The following is a 15,355-nucleotide window of genomic DNA, read 5'->3' as shown; positions in this document are numbered from 1 at the left end:
TCACCGGACAGGAGGCGCGGTGCCAGCCGCGTGCCCTCGTCCCGACCACCTGTGGTCGCGCCCACCGCGACGAACGTCACCACGGCCTCCAGGCCGTCAGAAAGGTACTGAAGCCACATGGCTGACGACAACGAGACGAACGACGACCAGCCCGAGATCGTGCACGGCGACAGCGGGGACATCGTCGTCTCCGGTGACCGCATCTCGCAGGTCGACCTGCAGCTCGAGATGCAGCGCTCCTACCTCGACTACGCGATGTCCGTCATCGTCGGTCGCGCGCTGCCCGAGGTCCGCGACGGCCTGAAGCCGGTCCACCGCCGCGTGCTCTACGCGATGTACGACGGCGGCTACCGCCCCGACCGCGCGTTCTCCAAGTGCTCGCGCGTCGTCGGCGACGTCATGGGGCAGTTCCACCCGCACGGTGACAGCGCGATCTACGACGCGCTCGTCCGCCTCGTGCAGCCGTGGTCGCTCCGCTACCCGCTCGCGCTCGGCCAGGGCAACTTCGGTTCCCCCGGCAACGACGGCGCCGCCGCCCCGCGGTACACCGAGACCAAGATGGCGCCGCTCGCCATGGAGATGGTCCGGGACATCGACGAGGAGACCGTCGACTTCCAGGACAACTACGACGGCCGCACGCAGGAACCCGCGATCCTGCCCGCCCGCTTCCCGAACCTGCTGGTCAACGGCTCGGTCGGCATCGCGGTCGGCATGGCGACGAACATCCCGCCGCACAACCTGCGGGAAGTGGCCGCCGGCGCGAAGTGGGCGCTCGAGCACCCGGACGCCACCCGCGAAGAACTCCTCGCCGCGCTCATGCAGCGCATCAAGGGACCGGACTTCCCGACCGGCGCGCAGATCCTCGGCGTCAAGGGCATCCAGGACGCCTACCGCACCGGTCGTGGCTCGATCACGATGCGTGCCGTCGTCAGCGTCGAGGAGATCCAGGGGCGCACCTGCCTCGTCGTCACCGAGCTGCCGTACCAGGTCAACCCGGACAACCTGGCGATCAAGATCGCCGAGCTCGTCAAGGACGGCCGTCTCGCCGGCGTCGCGGACATCCGCGACGAGACCTCCGGTCGTACCGGTCAGCGCCTCGTGATCGTGCTGAAGCGCGACGCGGTCGCCAAGGTCGTGCTGAACAACCTGTACAAGCACACGCAGCTGCAGGAGAACTTCGGCGCGAACATGCTCGCGATCGTCGACGGTGTCCCGCGCACCCTGGCGCTCGACGGCTTCATCTCCGCGTGGGTCGACCACCAGATCGACGTCATCGTCCGACGCACCCAGTACCGGCTGCGCGAGGCCGAGAAGCGCGCCCACATCCTCCGCGGCTACCTGGCGGCGCTCGACGCCCTCGACGAGGTCATCGCGCTCATCCGCCGCTCGCCCGACGTCGAAGAAGCCCGCACCGGTCTGATGGACCTGCTGGCCGTCGACGAGATCCAGGCGCGCGCGATCCTCGAGCTCCAGCTCCGTCGTCTGGCCGCCCTCGAGCGCCAGAAGATCCACGAGGAAGCGGAAGCCCTCGAGCTCAAGATCGCGGACTTCAACGACATCCTCGCGCGCCCGGAGCGCCAGCGCTCGATCATCGGCGAGGAGCTCGACGAGATCGTCGAGCGCTTCGGTGACGACCGCCGCAGCGAGATCATGTTCGGGTACGACGGCGACATGTCCATCGAGGACCTCATCCCCGAGGAAGAGGTCGTCGTCACCATCACCCGCGGTGGCTACGTCAAGCGCACCCGCAGCGACCAGTACCGCTCGCAGCACCGCGGTGGTCGTGGTGTCCGCGGCGCCCAGCTCCGCGCGGACGACGTCGTGGAGCACTTCTTCGTCACGACGACGCACCACTGGCTGCTGTTCCTCACCGACCAGGGCCGCGTCTACCGGGCGAAGGCGTACGAGCTGCAGGAGGCCGGGCGCGACGCCAAGGGCCAGCACTCCGCGAACCTCCTCGCGATGCAGCCGGACGAGCAGATCCAGCAGGTCCTCGACATCCGTGACTACGAGGCAGCGCAGTACCTCGTGCTCGCCACCGAGCACGGCCTCGTGAAGAAGACCGCGCTCACCGAGTACGACACGAACCGCACCGGCGGCATCATCGCGATCAACCTCCGCGACGGCGACAAGCTCCGCTCCGCGCTGCTCGTCGACGAGTCCGACGACCTGCTGCTCGTCTCGCGCCACGGGATGTCGCTCCGCTTCACCGCGACGAACGACACGCTCCGGCCGATGGGTCGTTCGACCTCCGGCGTGAAGGGCATGTCCTTCCGCGACGGCGACTCGCTGCTCGCAGCGCGGGTCGTCTCGGACGACGGGTTCGTCTGGGTGATGACCGAGGGTGGCTACGCCAAGCGCACCTCCGTCGACCAGTACCGCATCCAGGGACGCGGTGGTCTCGGCATCAAGGTGGCCAAGCTGGCCGCCGACCGAGGCGACCTTGTGGGTGCTCTCATCGTGGGCGAGGACGACGAGGTGCTCGTCGTGCTGCAATCGGGCAAGGTGGTAAGGTCTGCCGTGGCCGAGGTCCCCGCCAAGGGTCGTGACACGATGGGCGTCGTCTTCGCGAGGTTCGCGGAGAACGACCGGATCATCGCGGTGGCCCGGAACACAGAGCGGAACCTGGACGACCAGGACGACGCCGAGATCGAGCCCGCGGGCCCGGTGGAGACGGTCAGCCCTGCCGAAGCGGCCCCGGACTCCACTGATCCCACCGACACCGCGCCTGATGTAGACGAGGCCGGAGAGGACCAGTCAACCAATGAGTAGTGTCGCCGAGAAGCTCCAGAAGAAGGCGAAGCGTCCCGTCGGCACCCGCCAGGTCCGACTGCGGCTCGTGTACGTCGACTTCTGGTCGATGGTGAAGCTGAGCTTCCTCATCGCCCTGGCCGGCAGCATCGTGATCGTGGTCGCCACGGCACTGGTGTGGGTCATCCTGAACCAGACGGGGGTGTTCACCCAGATCGACGCCCTGCTGAAGGACGTCACCGGGCAGAACAACTACTCGATCATGGACCAGTTCTCACTGGGCCAGGTCCTCGGGTTCTCCGTCGTCGTGGGCATCCTCAACGTGGTCGTCGGCACCGTGCTCGGCGCCATCGTGAGCGTCCTCTACAACCTCAGTGTGCGGATCACGGGCGGCCTGCTCGTGGGCTTCACGAACAACTGACACACCCGGGCCGGGTGCGGCCTCCCGCTCGATTTCGTTCCGGCGAGATCGTACGGTAGGCTTTCATCCGGTCTGAGGGGCTATAGCTCAGGCGGTTAGAGCGCTTCGCTGATAACGAAGAGGTCCAAGGTTCAAGTCCTTGTAGCCCCACCACATCTCCCAGACATCCGTACCATGGGTGTCCCGGGGCCTTAGCTCAGTTGGTAGAGCGCCTGCTTTGCAAGCAGGATGTCAGGAGTTCGATTCTCCTAGGCTCCACTCCCTCGGCGCGAGCGGTGCTCCGCTCGTTCCTCGCTTCGCCGCTCTCGGTCGTCGTGCTCGTCTGCGCGGGCCACGCTCGGGCTTCTCGCGGGCTGTGGACGGCGTGGAGGCCGCGGGGGCACCACCGTCGGACTGGAGGTCCGGGTCGGGCCCGCACCGTGCCTCCCGTCCAGCTCGTCCCGCGTCCCCCGCTCCCCCGCTCTGCCCCGGTGAGATCGCAGTACTCGTCGGGCCGCGGATTCGGAGGCGACACGAAGTGCGATCTCGGCACCACCGTGCGTGACGCGCCCGTTCTGCCGCCGGCGGCGCCCCTGGCGCGCGCTCGGGCTCGGGCTCGGGCGCCGGTGAGATCGCAGTACTCGTCGGACCGCGGGATCGGAGGCGACACGAAGTGCGATCTCGGCACACCGTGCGCTGCGCGCCCCGGGGACGACGAAGGGCCCCGGCGTGTGCCGGGGCCCTTCGTACGAACCGGGAGGTCAGGCGGCGGACTTGTCCGCCGAGTCGGCGTCGTCGGCGACCCACAGGTCGTCGTCGGCGCGGAGCGTCTGGTACGCGGCATAGGCGGCACCGGCGACGGCGACCACCCCGACCACGATCAGCGCGACACCGCCGAAGCCGATGCCCTTCTTCTTCTGCGCGGCGGCGGGCACGTACTTGACGGCCGCCTTCTTCGCCTTCTTGCCCTTCTTCTGGGCGTCCTTCACGATCTTCTGGACCCGGGGGTCCTTCGCGAGGTCGACCACGCTCAGCACGGAGCCGGCCGTGGACACGAGTCCCGGCACGACCTCGGACTGGAAGCGGTGCGAGGCGTTCTGTGCTGCCGAGGTGGCAGCGTGCACACCCGTGGCGACAGCCGGGCGGATGCCGCTGTCGATCGCGTGCTGGACGCGGGGTGCGATGTCCTTGCGGGCAGCGTCGGCTGCGTTGGAGCGCGCCTCGGAGAGGATCGCGTTCGCGTGCTCGAGGACCTTGCGCTGCTCGCCGAGGAGCGAGGCGGTCTGGCCCTTGAGCTTCTTGATCTGCTTGCGACGCTTGCGCGGCAGTTCGATCGTCGTCATCTGGTACCTCCATCGGAACGGCGTGCGTCCCATCCTGCCACTGCACCACCTGACAGGTCACGGAGTCGCACCTGTGGGTACCGTCTGTACGCAGCGGACGCATGCGAGAATCGGAACATGTCTCTGCACACTGCTGTCGCAACGATCCACACCAACAAGGGCGACATCCGCGTCAACCTGTTCGGCAACCACGCTCCGAAGACCGTCAAGAACTTCGTCGACCTCGCGACGGGTCAGCAGGAGTGGACCCACCCGGGGACCGGCAAGGTCTCGACCGACAAGCTCTACGACGGTGTGGTCTTCCACCGCATCATCAAGGACTTCATGATCCAGGGCGGCGACCCGCTCGGCCAGGGCATCGGTGGCCCGGGCTACCGTTTCGACGACGAGATCTCGCCGGAGCTCACCTTCCAGAACCCGTACATCTTCGCGATGGCCAACGCGGGCATCCAGGGCGGCCGTGGCACCAACGGCTCGCAGTTCTTCATCACGACCGTCGCCACCCCGTGGCTCCAGGGCAAGCACACCATCTTCGGTGAGGTCGCCGACGACGAGTCCCGCAAGGTCGTCGACGCGATCGAGGGCGTGGCCACCGACGGCCGTGACAAGCCGCTCGAGGACGTCGTGATCAACAGCATCGACGTCGAGTCCGTCTGACCTCTGTGAGCGATCAGGCGTACAACCCGGCCAACTACTGCTACCGGCACCCGGACCGGCAGAGCTTCATCCTGTGCCAGCGGTGCGGGCGGACGATCTGCACCGAGTGCCAGACGCCGGCGGCGGTCGGGGTGCACTGCCCTGAGTGCGTGCGTGACCAGCGCATGCAGTTCGCTGCGAACCGCCGTGCGTCCGGGGCCCCGAGTGGGCTCACGGTCGCACGGCGGCGCTTCGCGATGCTCGACCAGAAGGCGACGGTCGTCATCGTCGCCGTCTCGGTGATCATCTGGCTGCTCGACCAGGTGTCGGGACGCTTCTTCACGCAGCTGTTCTTCTACAACGCCGCGTACCTGCCGACGCAGCCGTGGCGGATGGTCACGTCGCTGTTCGTGCACTCGGGGATCTTCCACATCGCCTTCAACATGTGGGCGGTGTGGATCTTCGGCCGGATGCTCGAGAACATGCTCGGGACGTGGCGGTTCCTCGCGCTGTACTTCCTCTCCGGGCTGGCCGGGTCGATGGCGGTGACGCTGATCTCCCCGGGGACCTCGGTCGTCGGGGCCTCCGGTGCGATCTTCGGGCTCTTCGCGGCGTTCTTCGTGCTGCAGCGGAGCCTCGGCGCCAACGCCGTGTCCCTGCTCGTGATCATGGGACTCAACCTCGTGATCGGGTTTCTGCCCGGCACGAACATCGCCTGGCAGGCCCACGTGGGCGGCATCGTCGCGGGCTTCGTGACCGGGTACGTCTTCGCCAAGACGCGGAACGTCCGGCAGCGCGGTCTGCAGATCACGCTGCTCGTCATCGAAGCCGTGGTCATCGTCGCCCTGACCTACGTCGGGTACGCGATCGCGGTGAACTGACCCGGACACACGCTCGACGCTCGTACGCCCCGTCGCTCTTCGGAGTGGCGGGGCGTTCGTCGTCCTGTGGAGAACTCGCTGAGTTACACCGGTGTGATTATCCCCATTGTGGACTGAGCTGTGGATAACTCCGGGGCGAGGGTGTGGATCGTCGTGTGGAGAACTCGCACTCCTGTGGAAAACGAGTGGAGAGCGTGCAGACGACGCGATCCCCTGTGGAAAACGACGACGCCCGCCGCACCGTTCGGTGCAGCGGGCGTTCGAGGGATCGAAGCGGCGGTCAGCGCCACCGGGTGGTCATGAGGAAGCCGACGAACATGATGCCGAAGCCGATGAGGATGTTCCACGAGTTCAGCGAGGGGACCGGAAGGGTGCCCTGCGAGATGTAGAAGACGATCACCCAGGCGAGGCCGATGAGCATGAAGCCGAACATGACCGGCTTGAACCACACGGGGTTGGGCGCATCGCCCGCCGTGTCGACCGAGTCGGCTCGGGTCTTCCGGGCGGGCTTGGTGCGGTCCTTGTCCTTGGCCATGGCCGGTATCCTACCGTGAACATGTGTGTGCACCGGCCCCACGGAGGCTGCACACGACCCCCACGAGTACGGTGAACCGACCATGACCAAGATCCTCGTCGTCGACAACTACGACAGCTTCGTCTACACGCTCAACGGCTACGTCCAGCAGCTCGGCGCGGACACCGACGTCGTCCGCAACGACGCCTTCCCTGAATCCGAGATCGCGGACCGCATCGCCGAGTACGACGGCGTCCTGCTCTCCCCCGGTCCGGGCACCCCCGCGGACGCCGGTGTCTCGATCGCCACGGTCCGTGCCGCGATCCAGGTCGACAAGCCCCTCCTCGGTGTCTGCCTCGGCCACCAGGCCATCGCCGAGGCCCTCGGCGCGACGGTCACGCACGCCGAAGAGCTGATGCACGGCAAGACGTCGCTGGTCGACCACGACGACAGCCCCCTCTTCACCGGGGTCCCCCACCCCTTCACCGCGACGCGGTACCACTCGCTCGCGATCGTCGAGGGCACCGTCCCCGACGAACTCACCGTCACTGCGCGCACCGCCGGCGGCGTCATCATGGGCGTCCAGCACGAAGGTGCCCCCGTGTACGGCGTGCAGTTCCACCCCGAGTCGGTCCTGACCGAGGGCGGCTACCGGATGGTCGGCAACTGGCTCGAGACCGCCGGTCTCGCCGGCGCAGCCGAGCGCGCTGCGGGCCTCGGCCCGCTCATCGCGGCCCGACGGGACTGACGCGCGTGCGGGCCACGGCCCGCGACGTCACCACCTGACGGCTTGGAGGCTCGTGGCGGGCCCGCACCGGGCCTCCCGGCTGGTGCATGGCCGGCCCCGGGCCCAGCCGTCAGCGGTCGACGTCAGTTGCCGTCGGTGTTGCCGCTGTCCCCGCCGTCGTCGTTCCCGCCACCGTTGCCACCACTGTCGCCGTCGGACGGCGTGGACGTGGCCGGAGCGGTCGGCTGGTTGGACGCGGCGCAGTACGTGAGGGCAACCGTGCTGCCCTGTGCGACGTCACCGGCCGGCTTGTCCTGCTGCGTGACGGTGCCACCGACGCACGAGTAGGAGGGCTGCGGCGTCACCTTGAGCCCGAGCCCGGCCAGGGTCGAGTTCGCCGTGGCGAACGGCTGCTGCGTCACGTCGGGGAGCTGGACCATCCCGTTGGAGACGGTGAGGTTGATCACCGTGCCCTTGGTGTGCGTCGTGCCCGATGCCGGGTCGGAGCTCATGACCGTCCCTTCGGGGACGGACGGTGAGTAGTCGGTGTTGATCGCGCCGATCGTGAACCCAGCGGTTTCCAGGGCCTTCTGCGCGGCGTCCTGCGCCTGGTTCGCGACGTCGGGGACGGCGACCTGCTCCGGACCGAGGGACACCACGACCCGGATGTTCTGGGACCGGGCGACGTTCGTGCCCGACCCGGGTTCCGTCCGGATCACCGAGCCCTTGTCCACCTTGTCCGAGTTCTCGTCGACCCGGACCGCGACGAGGTCGCGCTTCTTGAGCGCGTTCTCGGCGGAGTCGTACGTGGCGCCGACGACGTTCGGGACGCTGACCGACGAGGACACCGGAGCCTGTCCGGGCTGGAGGTTCGCGACCCAGAAGATCACGCCGGCGATCACGGCGATGGTCAGGACGATGCCGACCCAGATCCACGCGACCGGGGGGCGGTTCTGCGTGCGCTGCGGACGGTGTTCCTGCGTGTCGTCGAGTTCTCGGAAGGCGACTTCCGGGTTGGACGTCGTGCGCGGGTTCACGCCGAAGAGCATCGTCGAGGCGTCGTTCGCGCTCTGGTGGAGCTTCTTCGTCGACGCGGGGACCTGTCCGGCCGCGGCCTGCTCGAGGTCACGGCGGAACTCGGCGGCGTTCTGGAAGCGGCGCGTGCGGTCCTTGACGAGGGCGTGCAGCGTGACGGCGTCGAGCGCGGGCGAGACAGCGGGGGTGATCGTCGACGGGGCGACGGGCTGCTCGCTGACGTGCTGGTAGGCGACGGCGACGGGCGAGTCCCCCAGGAACGGCGGACGTGCCGTCAGGAGCTCGAAGAGGACGATGCCGGTCGAGTACAGGTCGGTGCGGGCGTCGACGGTCTCGCCGCGGGCCTGTTCCGGGGAGAAGTAGGACGCGGTGCCGAGGATCGACGTGGTCTGCGCGACGGTGGCCGAGGTGTCGGTGATGGCCCGGGCGATGCCGAAGTCCATGACCTTGACCTGGCCGGTGTGCGTGACCATCACGTTGGCGGGCTTGATGTCGCGGTGCACGACACCGGCGCGGTGCGAGTACTCGAGCGCGGTGAGGATGCCGCTGGTGATGCGGACGGCTTCGTCCGGGTCGACCGGCCCCTCGCCGATGATGTCGCTGAGCGGACGCCCCTCGACGTACTCCATGACGATGAAGGGGACCTGCACCTCGGCGCCGGACTGCTCCGTCACGGTCTCTTCGCCGGCGTCGTACACGCGGACGATCGTCGGGTGCGCCATGCGCGCGGCCGCCTGGGCTTCCTGACGGAAGCGGGTGCGGAAGGCCGGGTCGTTCGCGAGGCTCGGCTTGAGCAGCTTCACCGCGACACGTCGTCCGAGCCGGGTGTCCTGCCCCACGTGCACGGTGGCCATGCCGCCACGACCGATGACGTCACCGATCTCGTAGCGATTTGCGAGGAGCGTGATCCCCGCGGTCACACCTTCTGGCACGTACTCCTCCGAATGTCCGTCGGGGGCAAGTGTACGACAGCGCACCCTGGTGAGACGCTGGCCGCGGGCCACCCGGACGAACCGTTACCGGAACGGTGTGGACGGCCGCGCGGCCCGGTCGTGACTAGTCCCCTGAGCCCGAGTCGGTGCCGACCGTGGGGTCGGCGGTCGGGGTCGAGGTGGGCTGCTGCGCGTACGTGCCCGAGGCCGTGTCCGAGGACGCGGACTGCAGGTCACCGCAGTTCACGACGTAGCTGAGGCTGACGTCACCCGGCTGGGCGGCGGTCACCTGGACGGCCGTGCCGCGCGTCGCACCGGAGCTGTTGCCGGACGAGTCGGTGCCGTTCGTGATCGTGTACGTGTACCCGGTCAGCTCGTAGCCGGCGGGGCACTGCGTGTAGGCGCTCCACGAGAACGTGACCTGCCCGCTGTCGGACACCGTGCCGGCCGTGGGCGATGCCGGGGTCTCCAGCGTGGGCTGCGCGGTGTAGGCGCGGAGCACGATCGCGGTGCCGACGGGCAGGCTGCCGGTCGGGCTGATCGACTGCACGGTGCCCTGCTTGTCCGAGCTCGGGGCGGCGTCGCCGTCCGCGATGCTCGTCTGGAACCCGAGCGCATCGAGCTCGGCCTTCGCCTGCTCGGCGTTCTTGCCCACGTAGTCGCTCTGGTTGACCGTGATCCGCGTCGTCTGGGTCGGCGTGGCGGACGGGGTCTGCGAACGGGTCTGCCGGGGCGTCGAGCTCTGGCTCGAGCTCGCCGACGGCTTCGGGTCGTCGTTGTCGTTCGTGAACGCGAAGGCGGCGATCACGCCACCGGCGATGAGCACGACGGCCGCCGCGACCACCCACCAGATCCAGGCGCGCTTCTTCTTCGGGGTCTCGTCGTCGTCACCGGACGGCGAACCCGGGGTACCCGGTCCGCCGACGCCTGCTCCACCGACCGTGCCACCGGCCTGGGTGCCGATGAGGGCCGTGGCGGCGTCGTTGCCCTGTGGCGGGTTGAACGCCACGGTCCCGGCGCCGCCGAGTGCGGGGACGGCCACGGTCGCCGCGGCGACGTCACCACGACGGAGCGCCTGCGCCGCACGGGCCAGGTTCGCCGCGGTGGCCGGTCGGTCGGCGGGCTTCTTCGCGATGCAGGACATCACGAGGGCCGCGACGGGCTCCGGGATGTCGCCCGGGAGTGCCGGCGGCTGCTCGTTGATGTGCGCCATGGCGATCGCGACCTGCGACTCACCGGTGAACGGACGGCGTCCGGCCAGGCACTCGTACGCGACGATGCCGAGCGAGTAGATGTCCGTCGACGGCGACGCCGGGTGCCCGCTCGCCTGCTCCGGCGAGAGGTACTGCACGGTGCCCATGACCTGGCCGGTCGCGGTGAGCGGGACCTGGTCGGCGATCCGGGCGATGCCGAAGTCGGTGATCTTGACGCGGCCGTCCGGCGTGATCAGCAGGTTGCCCGGCTTGATGTCACGGTGGACCAGGCCGACGGCGTGCGCGGCCTGCAGGGCGTTGGCGGTCTGCGCGACGATGTCGAGGACCTTGTCGACCGGCAGGGTGTGCTCGCGCTCGATCATCGTCGAGAGGGCTTCGCCGGGGACGAGCTCCATCACGAGGTAGGCGCTGCCGTCTTCCTCGCCGTAGTCGAAGACGTTCGCGATGCCCTCGTGGTTGACGAGCGCGGCGTGGCGGGCCTCGGCGCGGAAGCGCTCGAGGAACCCGGGGTCGCCGAGGTACTCGTCCTTGAGGATCTTCAGGGCGACCGTGCGACCGATGACGAGGTCGGTGGCCTGCCACACCTCTCCCATGCCGCCGATGGCGACCCGGGACGAGAGTTGGTACCGCCCACCGAAGGTGAGTCCGCTGGTGGGTCTCATTTGTTCAGCACCGCCTCCATGACTTTCTTCGCGACCGGGGCCGCGACCGTGTTGCCGACACCGGACTGTCCGAGTCCGCCGCCGTTCCCGACGACGACCGCCACCGCGACCTCCGGGTCCTTCGCGGGCGCGAACCCGGTGAACCAGAGCGTGTAGGGATCGCCCGTGCCGTTCTCGGCCGTTCCCGTCTTCCCTGCGACGTCGACCCCGTCGATCTTCGCATTGGTGCCGGTCCCCGCGTTGACGACGCTCTGCATCGCCTCGGTCAGGTCGTCGGCGTCGTCGGACGAGATCGGGTCGCTGTACTGCTTCGGGGAGAAGGACTCCACCGTCTTCAGGTCGCTCGTGGTGATCGAGTCGATGAGCGAGGGCTGCATGACCTTGCCGCCGTTCGCGATCCCGGCCGAGATCATCGCGATCTGCAGCGGGGAGACGCGGACACTGGCCTGGCCGAACGAGCTCAGCATGAGCTGCGCGGTCGAGTCGACGGCCGGGTACTGGCTCGGGGTGGCCTTCATCGGCACCTCGATCGCATCGCCGAAGCCGTACTTGTCGGCCATCCGCTTGATCGTGTCGTACCCGAGCTTCTGTCCGAGCTCCGCGAACGGGATGTTGCAGGAGTTCTGGATCGCCACGCGGAGCTTGACCTCGTCGCCACCGCCGCAGCTGCCGCCCTCGGCATTGTTGATGTTCGTGCTCGTGCCGGGCAGGCGCAGGGTCGAGGGGTTCGGCAGCGTCGAGTCGAGGTTCCAGTCGCCGCTCTCGAGCGCGGCCGAGGCGACGACGAGCTTGAAGACGGACCCCGGCGTGTACAGGTCACCGCCGATGGCACGGTTCTGCAGCGGCTTCGACGCGTCCGACTCGAGCGCCTTGTACTGCGCGATGACGTCGGTGGTGTCGTGCGAGGTCAGCGAGTTCGGGTCGTAGCCCGGCTTCGACACCATTGCCAGGATCTTGCCCGTCTTCGGCGCGATCGCGACGACGGCGCCGGTGTTCGATCCGAGGGCGTCGTACGCGGCCTGCTGCACGTCGGGGTCGATCGTCAGGTTGACGTTGTCGCCCTGGACGTCCTGGCCGGTCAGGATCGAGTTGAGGTTCTGGAAGAACGAGTCGTCCGAGTTGCCGGACAGCACCGTGTTCTCCGAGCTCTCGATGCCCGAGTTGCCCTGGCCGATCGTGAAGTAGCCGGTGACCGCGGAGTACAGGTCGCCGTTCGCGTACTTGCGCTGGTACTTGTACTGGTCGTCGACGGCGGTGGACTCGGCGATCGGGGTGCCGTTCACCAGGATGGCACCGCGCTTGTTCGAGTAGCTGTCGAGGATCGTGCGGGAGTTCCGCGGGTCGGCGCGGAGCGCGTCGGCGGAGAAGAACTGGATCGAGGTCGTCGACACGAAGAGCGCGACGAACATGAGCACGACGATCGTGGAGACGCCGCGGAGCTGCCGTTTCATCGACGCTCCTTCCTGGTCCGCCCACGGGCGGCCTTCCGGTCGGCGGCACTCGGGCCACCGCGCTCGGAGAGGACACGCTGTTCCGCGGGGATGGAGTCGGTCAGCCGCAGCAGCATCGCCGCGATGATCCAGTTCGCCACCAGGGAGGAACCACCCGCGGCCATGAACGGGGTCGTCAGGCCGGTCACCGGGATGATCCGGGTGATGCCGCCGACGACGACGAAGACCTGCAGGGCGATCGTGAAGCCGAAGCCGATCCCGAGCAGCTTGCCGAAGTCGTCCTGCGCCATGAAGCCGACCCGGATGCCGCGGGAGACCAGCACGATGAAGAGCGCCAGGATCGCGAAGACGCCGATCAGGCCCAGTTCCTCACCGAGGGACGAGATGATGTAGTCCGCGTTCGCGACCGGGGTGATGTACGGGCGTCCCTGGCCGAGACCGGTGCCGGTGATCCCACCGTTGGCGAAGCCGAAGAGGCCGTTCACGAGCTGGTAGCTCGCCTGCGTGTCGGCGTAGTACGTGGAGTTCGCGAACGGGTTGAGCCACTGCTCGAAGCGGCCGTGCACGTACTCGAGCGAGCTCGCCGCGACGAGCGCACCGCCGACGAACAGCACGAGCCCGATGAGGACCCAGCTGAGGCGGGCGGTCGCGACGTAGATCATCACGAGGAACAGGCCGAAGTACAGCAGCGCCGTGCCGAGGTCGCGCTGGAACACCAGCACGCTCATCGCGACGCCCCACACGATGAGGATCGGACCGAGGTCACGGGCGCGCGGGAAGGTCATCCCGAGGAACTTCTTGCCGACGATCGACAGGCTGTCCCTGGCGGTCACGAGGTAGCCGGCGAAGAACAGCGCCATCGTGATCTTCGCGAGCTCACCGGGCTGGAACGAGAACGGGCCGAGCTTGATCCAGACGCGGGCGCCGCCGACGTTCAGGCCGATGCCCGGCAGCATCGGCAGGAGCAGCAGCACGATGGTCAGGAACATGAAGATGTACCGGTAGCGCTGCAGGAACCGGTGGTTCTTCACGAGGATGACGGTCAGGATCGCGAACACCATCGCCAGGAGCGTCCAGACGATCTGCTTCACGCCGATCGCGTCCCACCCGGAGAGGCCGTTGTGGACGTCGATGCGGTAGATCTCCGCGATCCCGATGCCGTTGAGCACGAGGGACACCGGCAGGACGAACGGGTCGGCGTTCTTCGCCACGATCCGCAGCACGACGTGCATGACGAGCGCCAGACCGAGGATCGTCGAGCCGACCCAGAGCACCGACGTGTCGAAGATCTCGCCCTTGGTGCCGAGCTGCACGAGGACCATCGCGCCGGCGCAGATGCCGCACGCGATGACGAGCAGGAACAGTTCGAGGTTCCGGGCGCGCGCGGGTTCCCGGAGCTTGATCGTGATCGCCTGGGTGAAGGACTGCTGTGCCGTCGTGGTCATCGGCCACCGCCGGTCGGCGAGGAGGACGGCGTCGGCGTGCCCGAGCGGGTGGACGTGGGCGTCGGTGACGAGGACGCGCCGCCGTCACCGCCCGTGCCGCTCTGGTCCTGGCCGGTCTCGGCCGCCGTCCGGAGCCGGTCGACGATGTCCCGCGCGTCGGAGAGCGAGGCGGCGTTGATCGTCGAGCGCACGTTCTCCCGCGTGTACTCGGGCAGGTCGGACACCTCGATGCCGGAGTCCTCGTACACGTCGGAGAGCTGGATCGGGCCGATCTGCTGCTGGACGCCCTTGTAGATCGCGACCTGACCGCGGTCGGAGCCGACGTAGTAGTGGTCCTGGACGATGCGCCAGCCGAGGAACACCGCACCCACGAGGGCGGCGACCGCGAGCACGAGCGCGATCGTCCAGCTGATCCGGCGGCGCACCCGGCGTCGCCGGTCCTCGGCGATGAGCTCCGCGAAGTACTGGTCACTCTCCGGCTCGAAGTGCGAGTCCTCGGGAGCGGTGGTGACCTTGAGCGGGTGCAGCAGGATCGTGGGGAGGCGGATCGGCTTGCGACCGGTCGACGCCTCGAAGGTGAGGGGCGCTGCGGCCGAACCGACCGTGGTGGCCGCGTCGTCGTCGTCCTCGGTCGGGGACGCGTCGGTGACGTCCATCGCGACGACCGTCACGTTGTCGGGCGCGCCGTGGTCGAGTGTCTCCTTGACGAGCCGCTGCGTGACCTGGTTCGCGTCCATGTTCGACGCGAGCGCGTGCCGGATGCGTTCCTCGGCCAGGTACGACGACAGACCGTCCGAGCAGAGCAACCAGCGGTCGCCCGGCTTGATGTCCATGATCGCGGTGTCGACCTCCGGTGCCGCGTCGACGTCGCCGAGCACGCGCATCAGCACGGAGCGGCGCGGGTGCACCGCGGCTTCTTCCGGGGTGATGCGGCCGCTGTCCACGAGCCGTTGCACGAAGGTGTGGTCCGAGGTGATCTGCTGCAGCTCGCCGTCGCGGAAGCGGTAGATGCGGGAGTCGCCGATGTGCGCGATCGCGAGCTGGTCGCCGACGCGGATCATCGCGCTGACGGTGGTGCCCATCCCGGTGAGCTCCTGGTGCTCGAACACCGTCTCGGTGATGAGCTGGTTCGCGGCGATGAGGGCGGACTGCAGCGCGAACTCGGCGTCGTGGGCCGACGGGAACTCGCGGTCGACTTCGCGGATGCGACGGATCGCGATCGCCGAGGCGACGTCGCCGCCGGCGTGGCCGCCCATGCCGTCCGCGACCGCGAACAGGTGCGCCCCGGCGTAGCCGGAGTCCTGGTTGTTCGCGCGGATGCGCCCCACGTGGGACACAGCGGCGCTCAGCGTGCGAGCCGTCAT

The 15,355-nt window shown here is 68.5% G+C and carries 12 protein-coding genes and 2 tRNA genes; 7 read left to right on the top strand and 7 right to left on the bottom strand.

What is annotated here, in order from left to right:
- Positions 1-117: 117 nt before the first annotated feature.
- The 4 genes from gyrA (at position 118) to EDF27_RS03820 (ending at position 3,430) form a co-directional block, all read left to right on the top strand.
- A complete protein-coding gene (gene gyrA / locus EDF27_RS03835) occupies positions 118-2,772 on the top strand; it encodes a DNA gyrase subunit A (protein ID WP_243698188.1) in 2,655 nt (884 codons plus the stop codon).
- Positions 2,765-3,172: a DUF3566 domain-containing protein gene (locus tag EDF27_RS03830; RefSeq protein ID WP_022907014.1), complete on the top strand. Its 408-nt coding sequence runs from the start codon at positions 2,765-2,767 to the stop codon at positions 3,170-3,172. Before gyrA ends, EDF27_RS03830 begins: the two co-directional genes overlap by 8 nt.
- Before the next feature lie 76 nt (positions 3,173-3,248).
- A tRNA-Ile gene (locus tag EDF27_RS03825) sits at positions 3,249-3,325 on the top strand.
- Between the two features lie 32 nt (positions 3,326-3,357).
- A tRNA-Ala gene (locus EDF27_RS03820) sits at positions 3,358-3,430 on the top strand.
- 482 nt (positions 3,431-3,912) lie between these two features.
- Here the strand turns inward: EDF27_RS03820 and EDF27_RS03815 are convergent.
- Complete coding sequence (locus EDF27_RS03815; protein WP_123655028.1) at positions 3,913-4,494, bottom strand: hypothetical protein; 582 nt, start codon at positions 4,492-4,494, stop codon at positions 3,913-3,915.
- 117 nt (positions 4,495-4,611) lie between these two features.
- Between EDF27_RS03815 and EDF27_RS03810 the strand changes: the two genes are divergently transcribed.
- Positions 4,612-5,151 carry a peptidylprolyl isomerase gene (locus EDF27_RS03810; RefSeq protein ID WP_123655029.1) on the top strand — a complete coding sequence of 180 codons (540 nt, stop codon included), beginning with the start codon at positions 4,612-4,614 and terminating at the stop codon, positions 5,149-5,151.
- A gap of 149 nt (positions 5,152-5,300) precedes the next feature.
- Positions 5,301-6,011, top strand: a complete 711-nt coding sequence (locus EDF27_RS03805) for a rhomboid family intramembrane serine protease (protein WP_243698187.1) — start codon at positions 5,301-5,303, stop codon at positions 6,009-6,011.
- 280 nt (positions 6,012-6,291) lie between these two features.
- On the opposite strand, the gene EDF27_RS03800 is transcribed toward EDF27_RS03805, so the two are convergent.
- Entirely contained in the window at positions 6,292-6,546 is a 255-nt protein-coding gene (locus tag EDF27_RS03800) for a cell division protein CrgA (RefSeq protein ID WP_123655031.1), read from the bottom strand.
- A gap of 82 nt (positions 6,547-6,628) precedes the next feature.
- Here EDF27_RS03800 and EDF27_RS03795 point away from each other — a divergent pair, with 82 nt between their 5' ends.
- Positions 6,629-7,273, top strand: coding sequence for a gamma-glutamyl-gamma-aminobutyrate hydrolase family protein (locus tag EDF27_RS03795; protein WP_123655032.1), 645 nt, complete (start codon positions 6,629-6,631; stop codon positions 7,271-7,273).
- A gap of 122 nt (positions 7,274-7,395) precedes the next feature.
- On the opposite strand, the gene pknB is transcribed toward EDF27_RS03795, so the two are convergent.
- The 5 genes from pknB to EDF27_RS03770 all read right to left on the bottom strand — a co-directional run bounded on the left by pknB (position 7,396) and on the right by EDF27_RS03770 (position 15,355).
- Complete coding sequence (gene pknB / locus EDF27_RS03790; protein ID WP_260233336.1) at positions 7,396-9,219, bottom strand: Stk1 family PASTA domain-containing Ser/Thr kinase; 1,824 nt, start codon at positions 9,217-9,219, stop codon at positions 7,396-7,398.
- A gap of 124 nt (positions 9,220-9,343) precedes the next feature.
- Positions 9,344-11,095 (bottom strand): serine/threonine-protein kinase, encoded by a 1,752-nt coding sequence (locus tag EDF27_RS03785; RefSeq protein WP_132047379.1) that lies wholly within the window; start codon positions 11,093-11,095, stop codon positions 9,344-9,346.
- Positions 11,092-12,546, bottom strand: a complete 1,455-nt coding sequence (locus EDF27_RS03780; protein WP_123655034.1) for a penicillin-binding protein 2 — start codon at positions 12,544-12,546, stop codon at positions 11,092-11,094. Before EDF27_RS03780 ends, EDF27_RS03785 begins: the two co-directional genes overlap by 4 nt.
- Complete coding sequence (locus EDF27_RS03775; RefSeq protein WP_123655035.1) at positions 12,543-13,991, bottom strand: FtsW/RodA/SpoVE family cell cycle protein; 1,449 nt, start codon at positions 13,989-13,991, stop codon at positions 12,543-12,545. Before EDF27_RS03775 ends, EDF27_RS03780 begins: the two co-directional genes overlap by 4 nt.
- Complete coding sequence (locus tag EDF27_RS03770; RefSeq protein ID WP_123655036.1) at positions 13,988-15,355, bottom strand: Stp1/IreP family PP2C-type Ser/Thr phosphatase; 1,368 nt, start codon at positions 15,353-15,355, stop codon at positions 13,988-13,990. The genes EDF27_RS03775 and EDF27_RS03770 overlap by 4 nt, the downstream gene beginning before the upstream one ends.

This window comes from Curtobacterium sp. PhB136, assembly GCF_004346855.1.
Lineage (GTDB): Bacteria > Actinomycetota > Actinomycetes > Actinomycetales > Microbacteriaceae > Curtobacterium.
Note: the sequence above shows the minus strand (reverse complement) of the source record. Positions and strands in the feature narration are given on the sequence as shown.

Bases quoted from the DNA above. Each gene is read 5' to 3' on its own strand.
- EDF27_RS03795 (WP_123655032.1), top strand. From the start codon at position 6,629: ATGACCAAGATCCTCGTCGTCGACAACTACGACAGCTTCGTCTACACG.
- gyrA (WP_243698188.1), top strand. From the start codon at position 118: ATGGCTGACGACAACGAGACGAACGACGACCAGCCCGAGATCGTGCAC.
- EDF27_RS03815 (WP_123655028.1), bottom strand. From the start codon at position 4,494: ATGACGACGATCGAACTGCCGCGCAAGCGTCGCAAGCAGATCAAGAAG.
- EDF27_RS03770 (WP_123655036.1), bottom strand. From the start codon at position 15,355: ATGACGGCTCGCACGCTGAGCGCCGCTGTGTCCCACGTGGGGCGCATC.
- EDF27_RS03800 (WP_123655031.1), bottom strand. From the start codon at position 6,546: ATGGCCAAGGACAAGGACCGCACCAAGCCCGCCCGGAAGACCCGAGCC.
- EDF27_RS03785 (WP_132047379.1), bottom strand. From the start codon at position 11,095: ATGAGACCCACCAGCGGACTCACCTTCGGTGGGCGGTACCAACTCTCG.
- EDF27_RS03810 (WP_123655029.1), top strand. From the start codon at position 4,612: ATGTCTCTGCACACTGCTGTCGCAACGATCCACACCAACAAGGGCGAC.
- EDF27_RS03775 (WP_123655035.1), bottom strand. From the start codon at position 13,991: ATGACCACGACGGCACAGCAGTCCTTCACCCAGGCGATCACGATCAAG.
- EDF27_RS03780 (WP_123655034.1), bottom strand. From the start codon at position 12,546: ATGAAACGGCAGCTCCGCGGCGTCTCCACGATCGTCGTGCTCATGTTC.
- EDF27_RS03830 (WP_022907014.1), top strand. From the start codon at position 2,765: ATGAGTAGTGTCGCCGAGAAGCTCCAGAAGAAGGCGAAGCGTCCCGTC.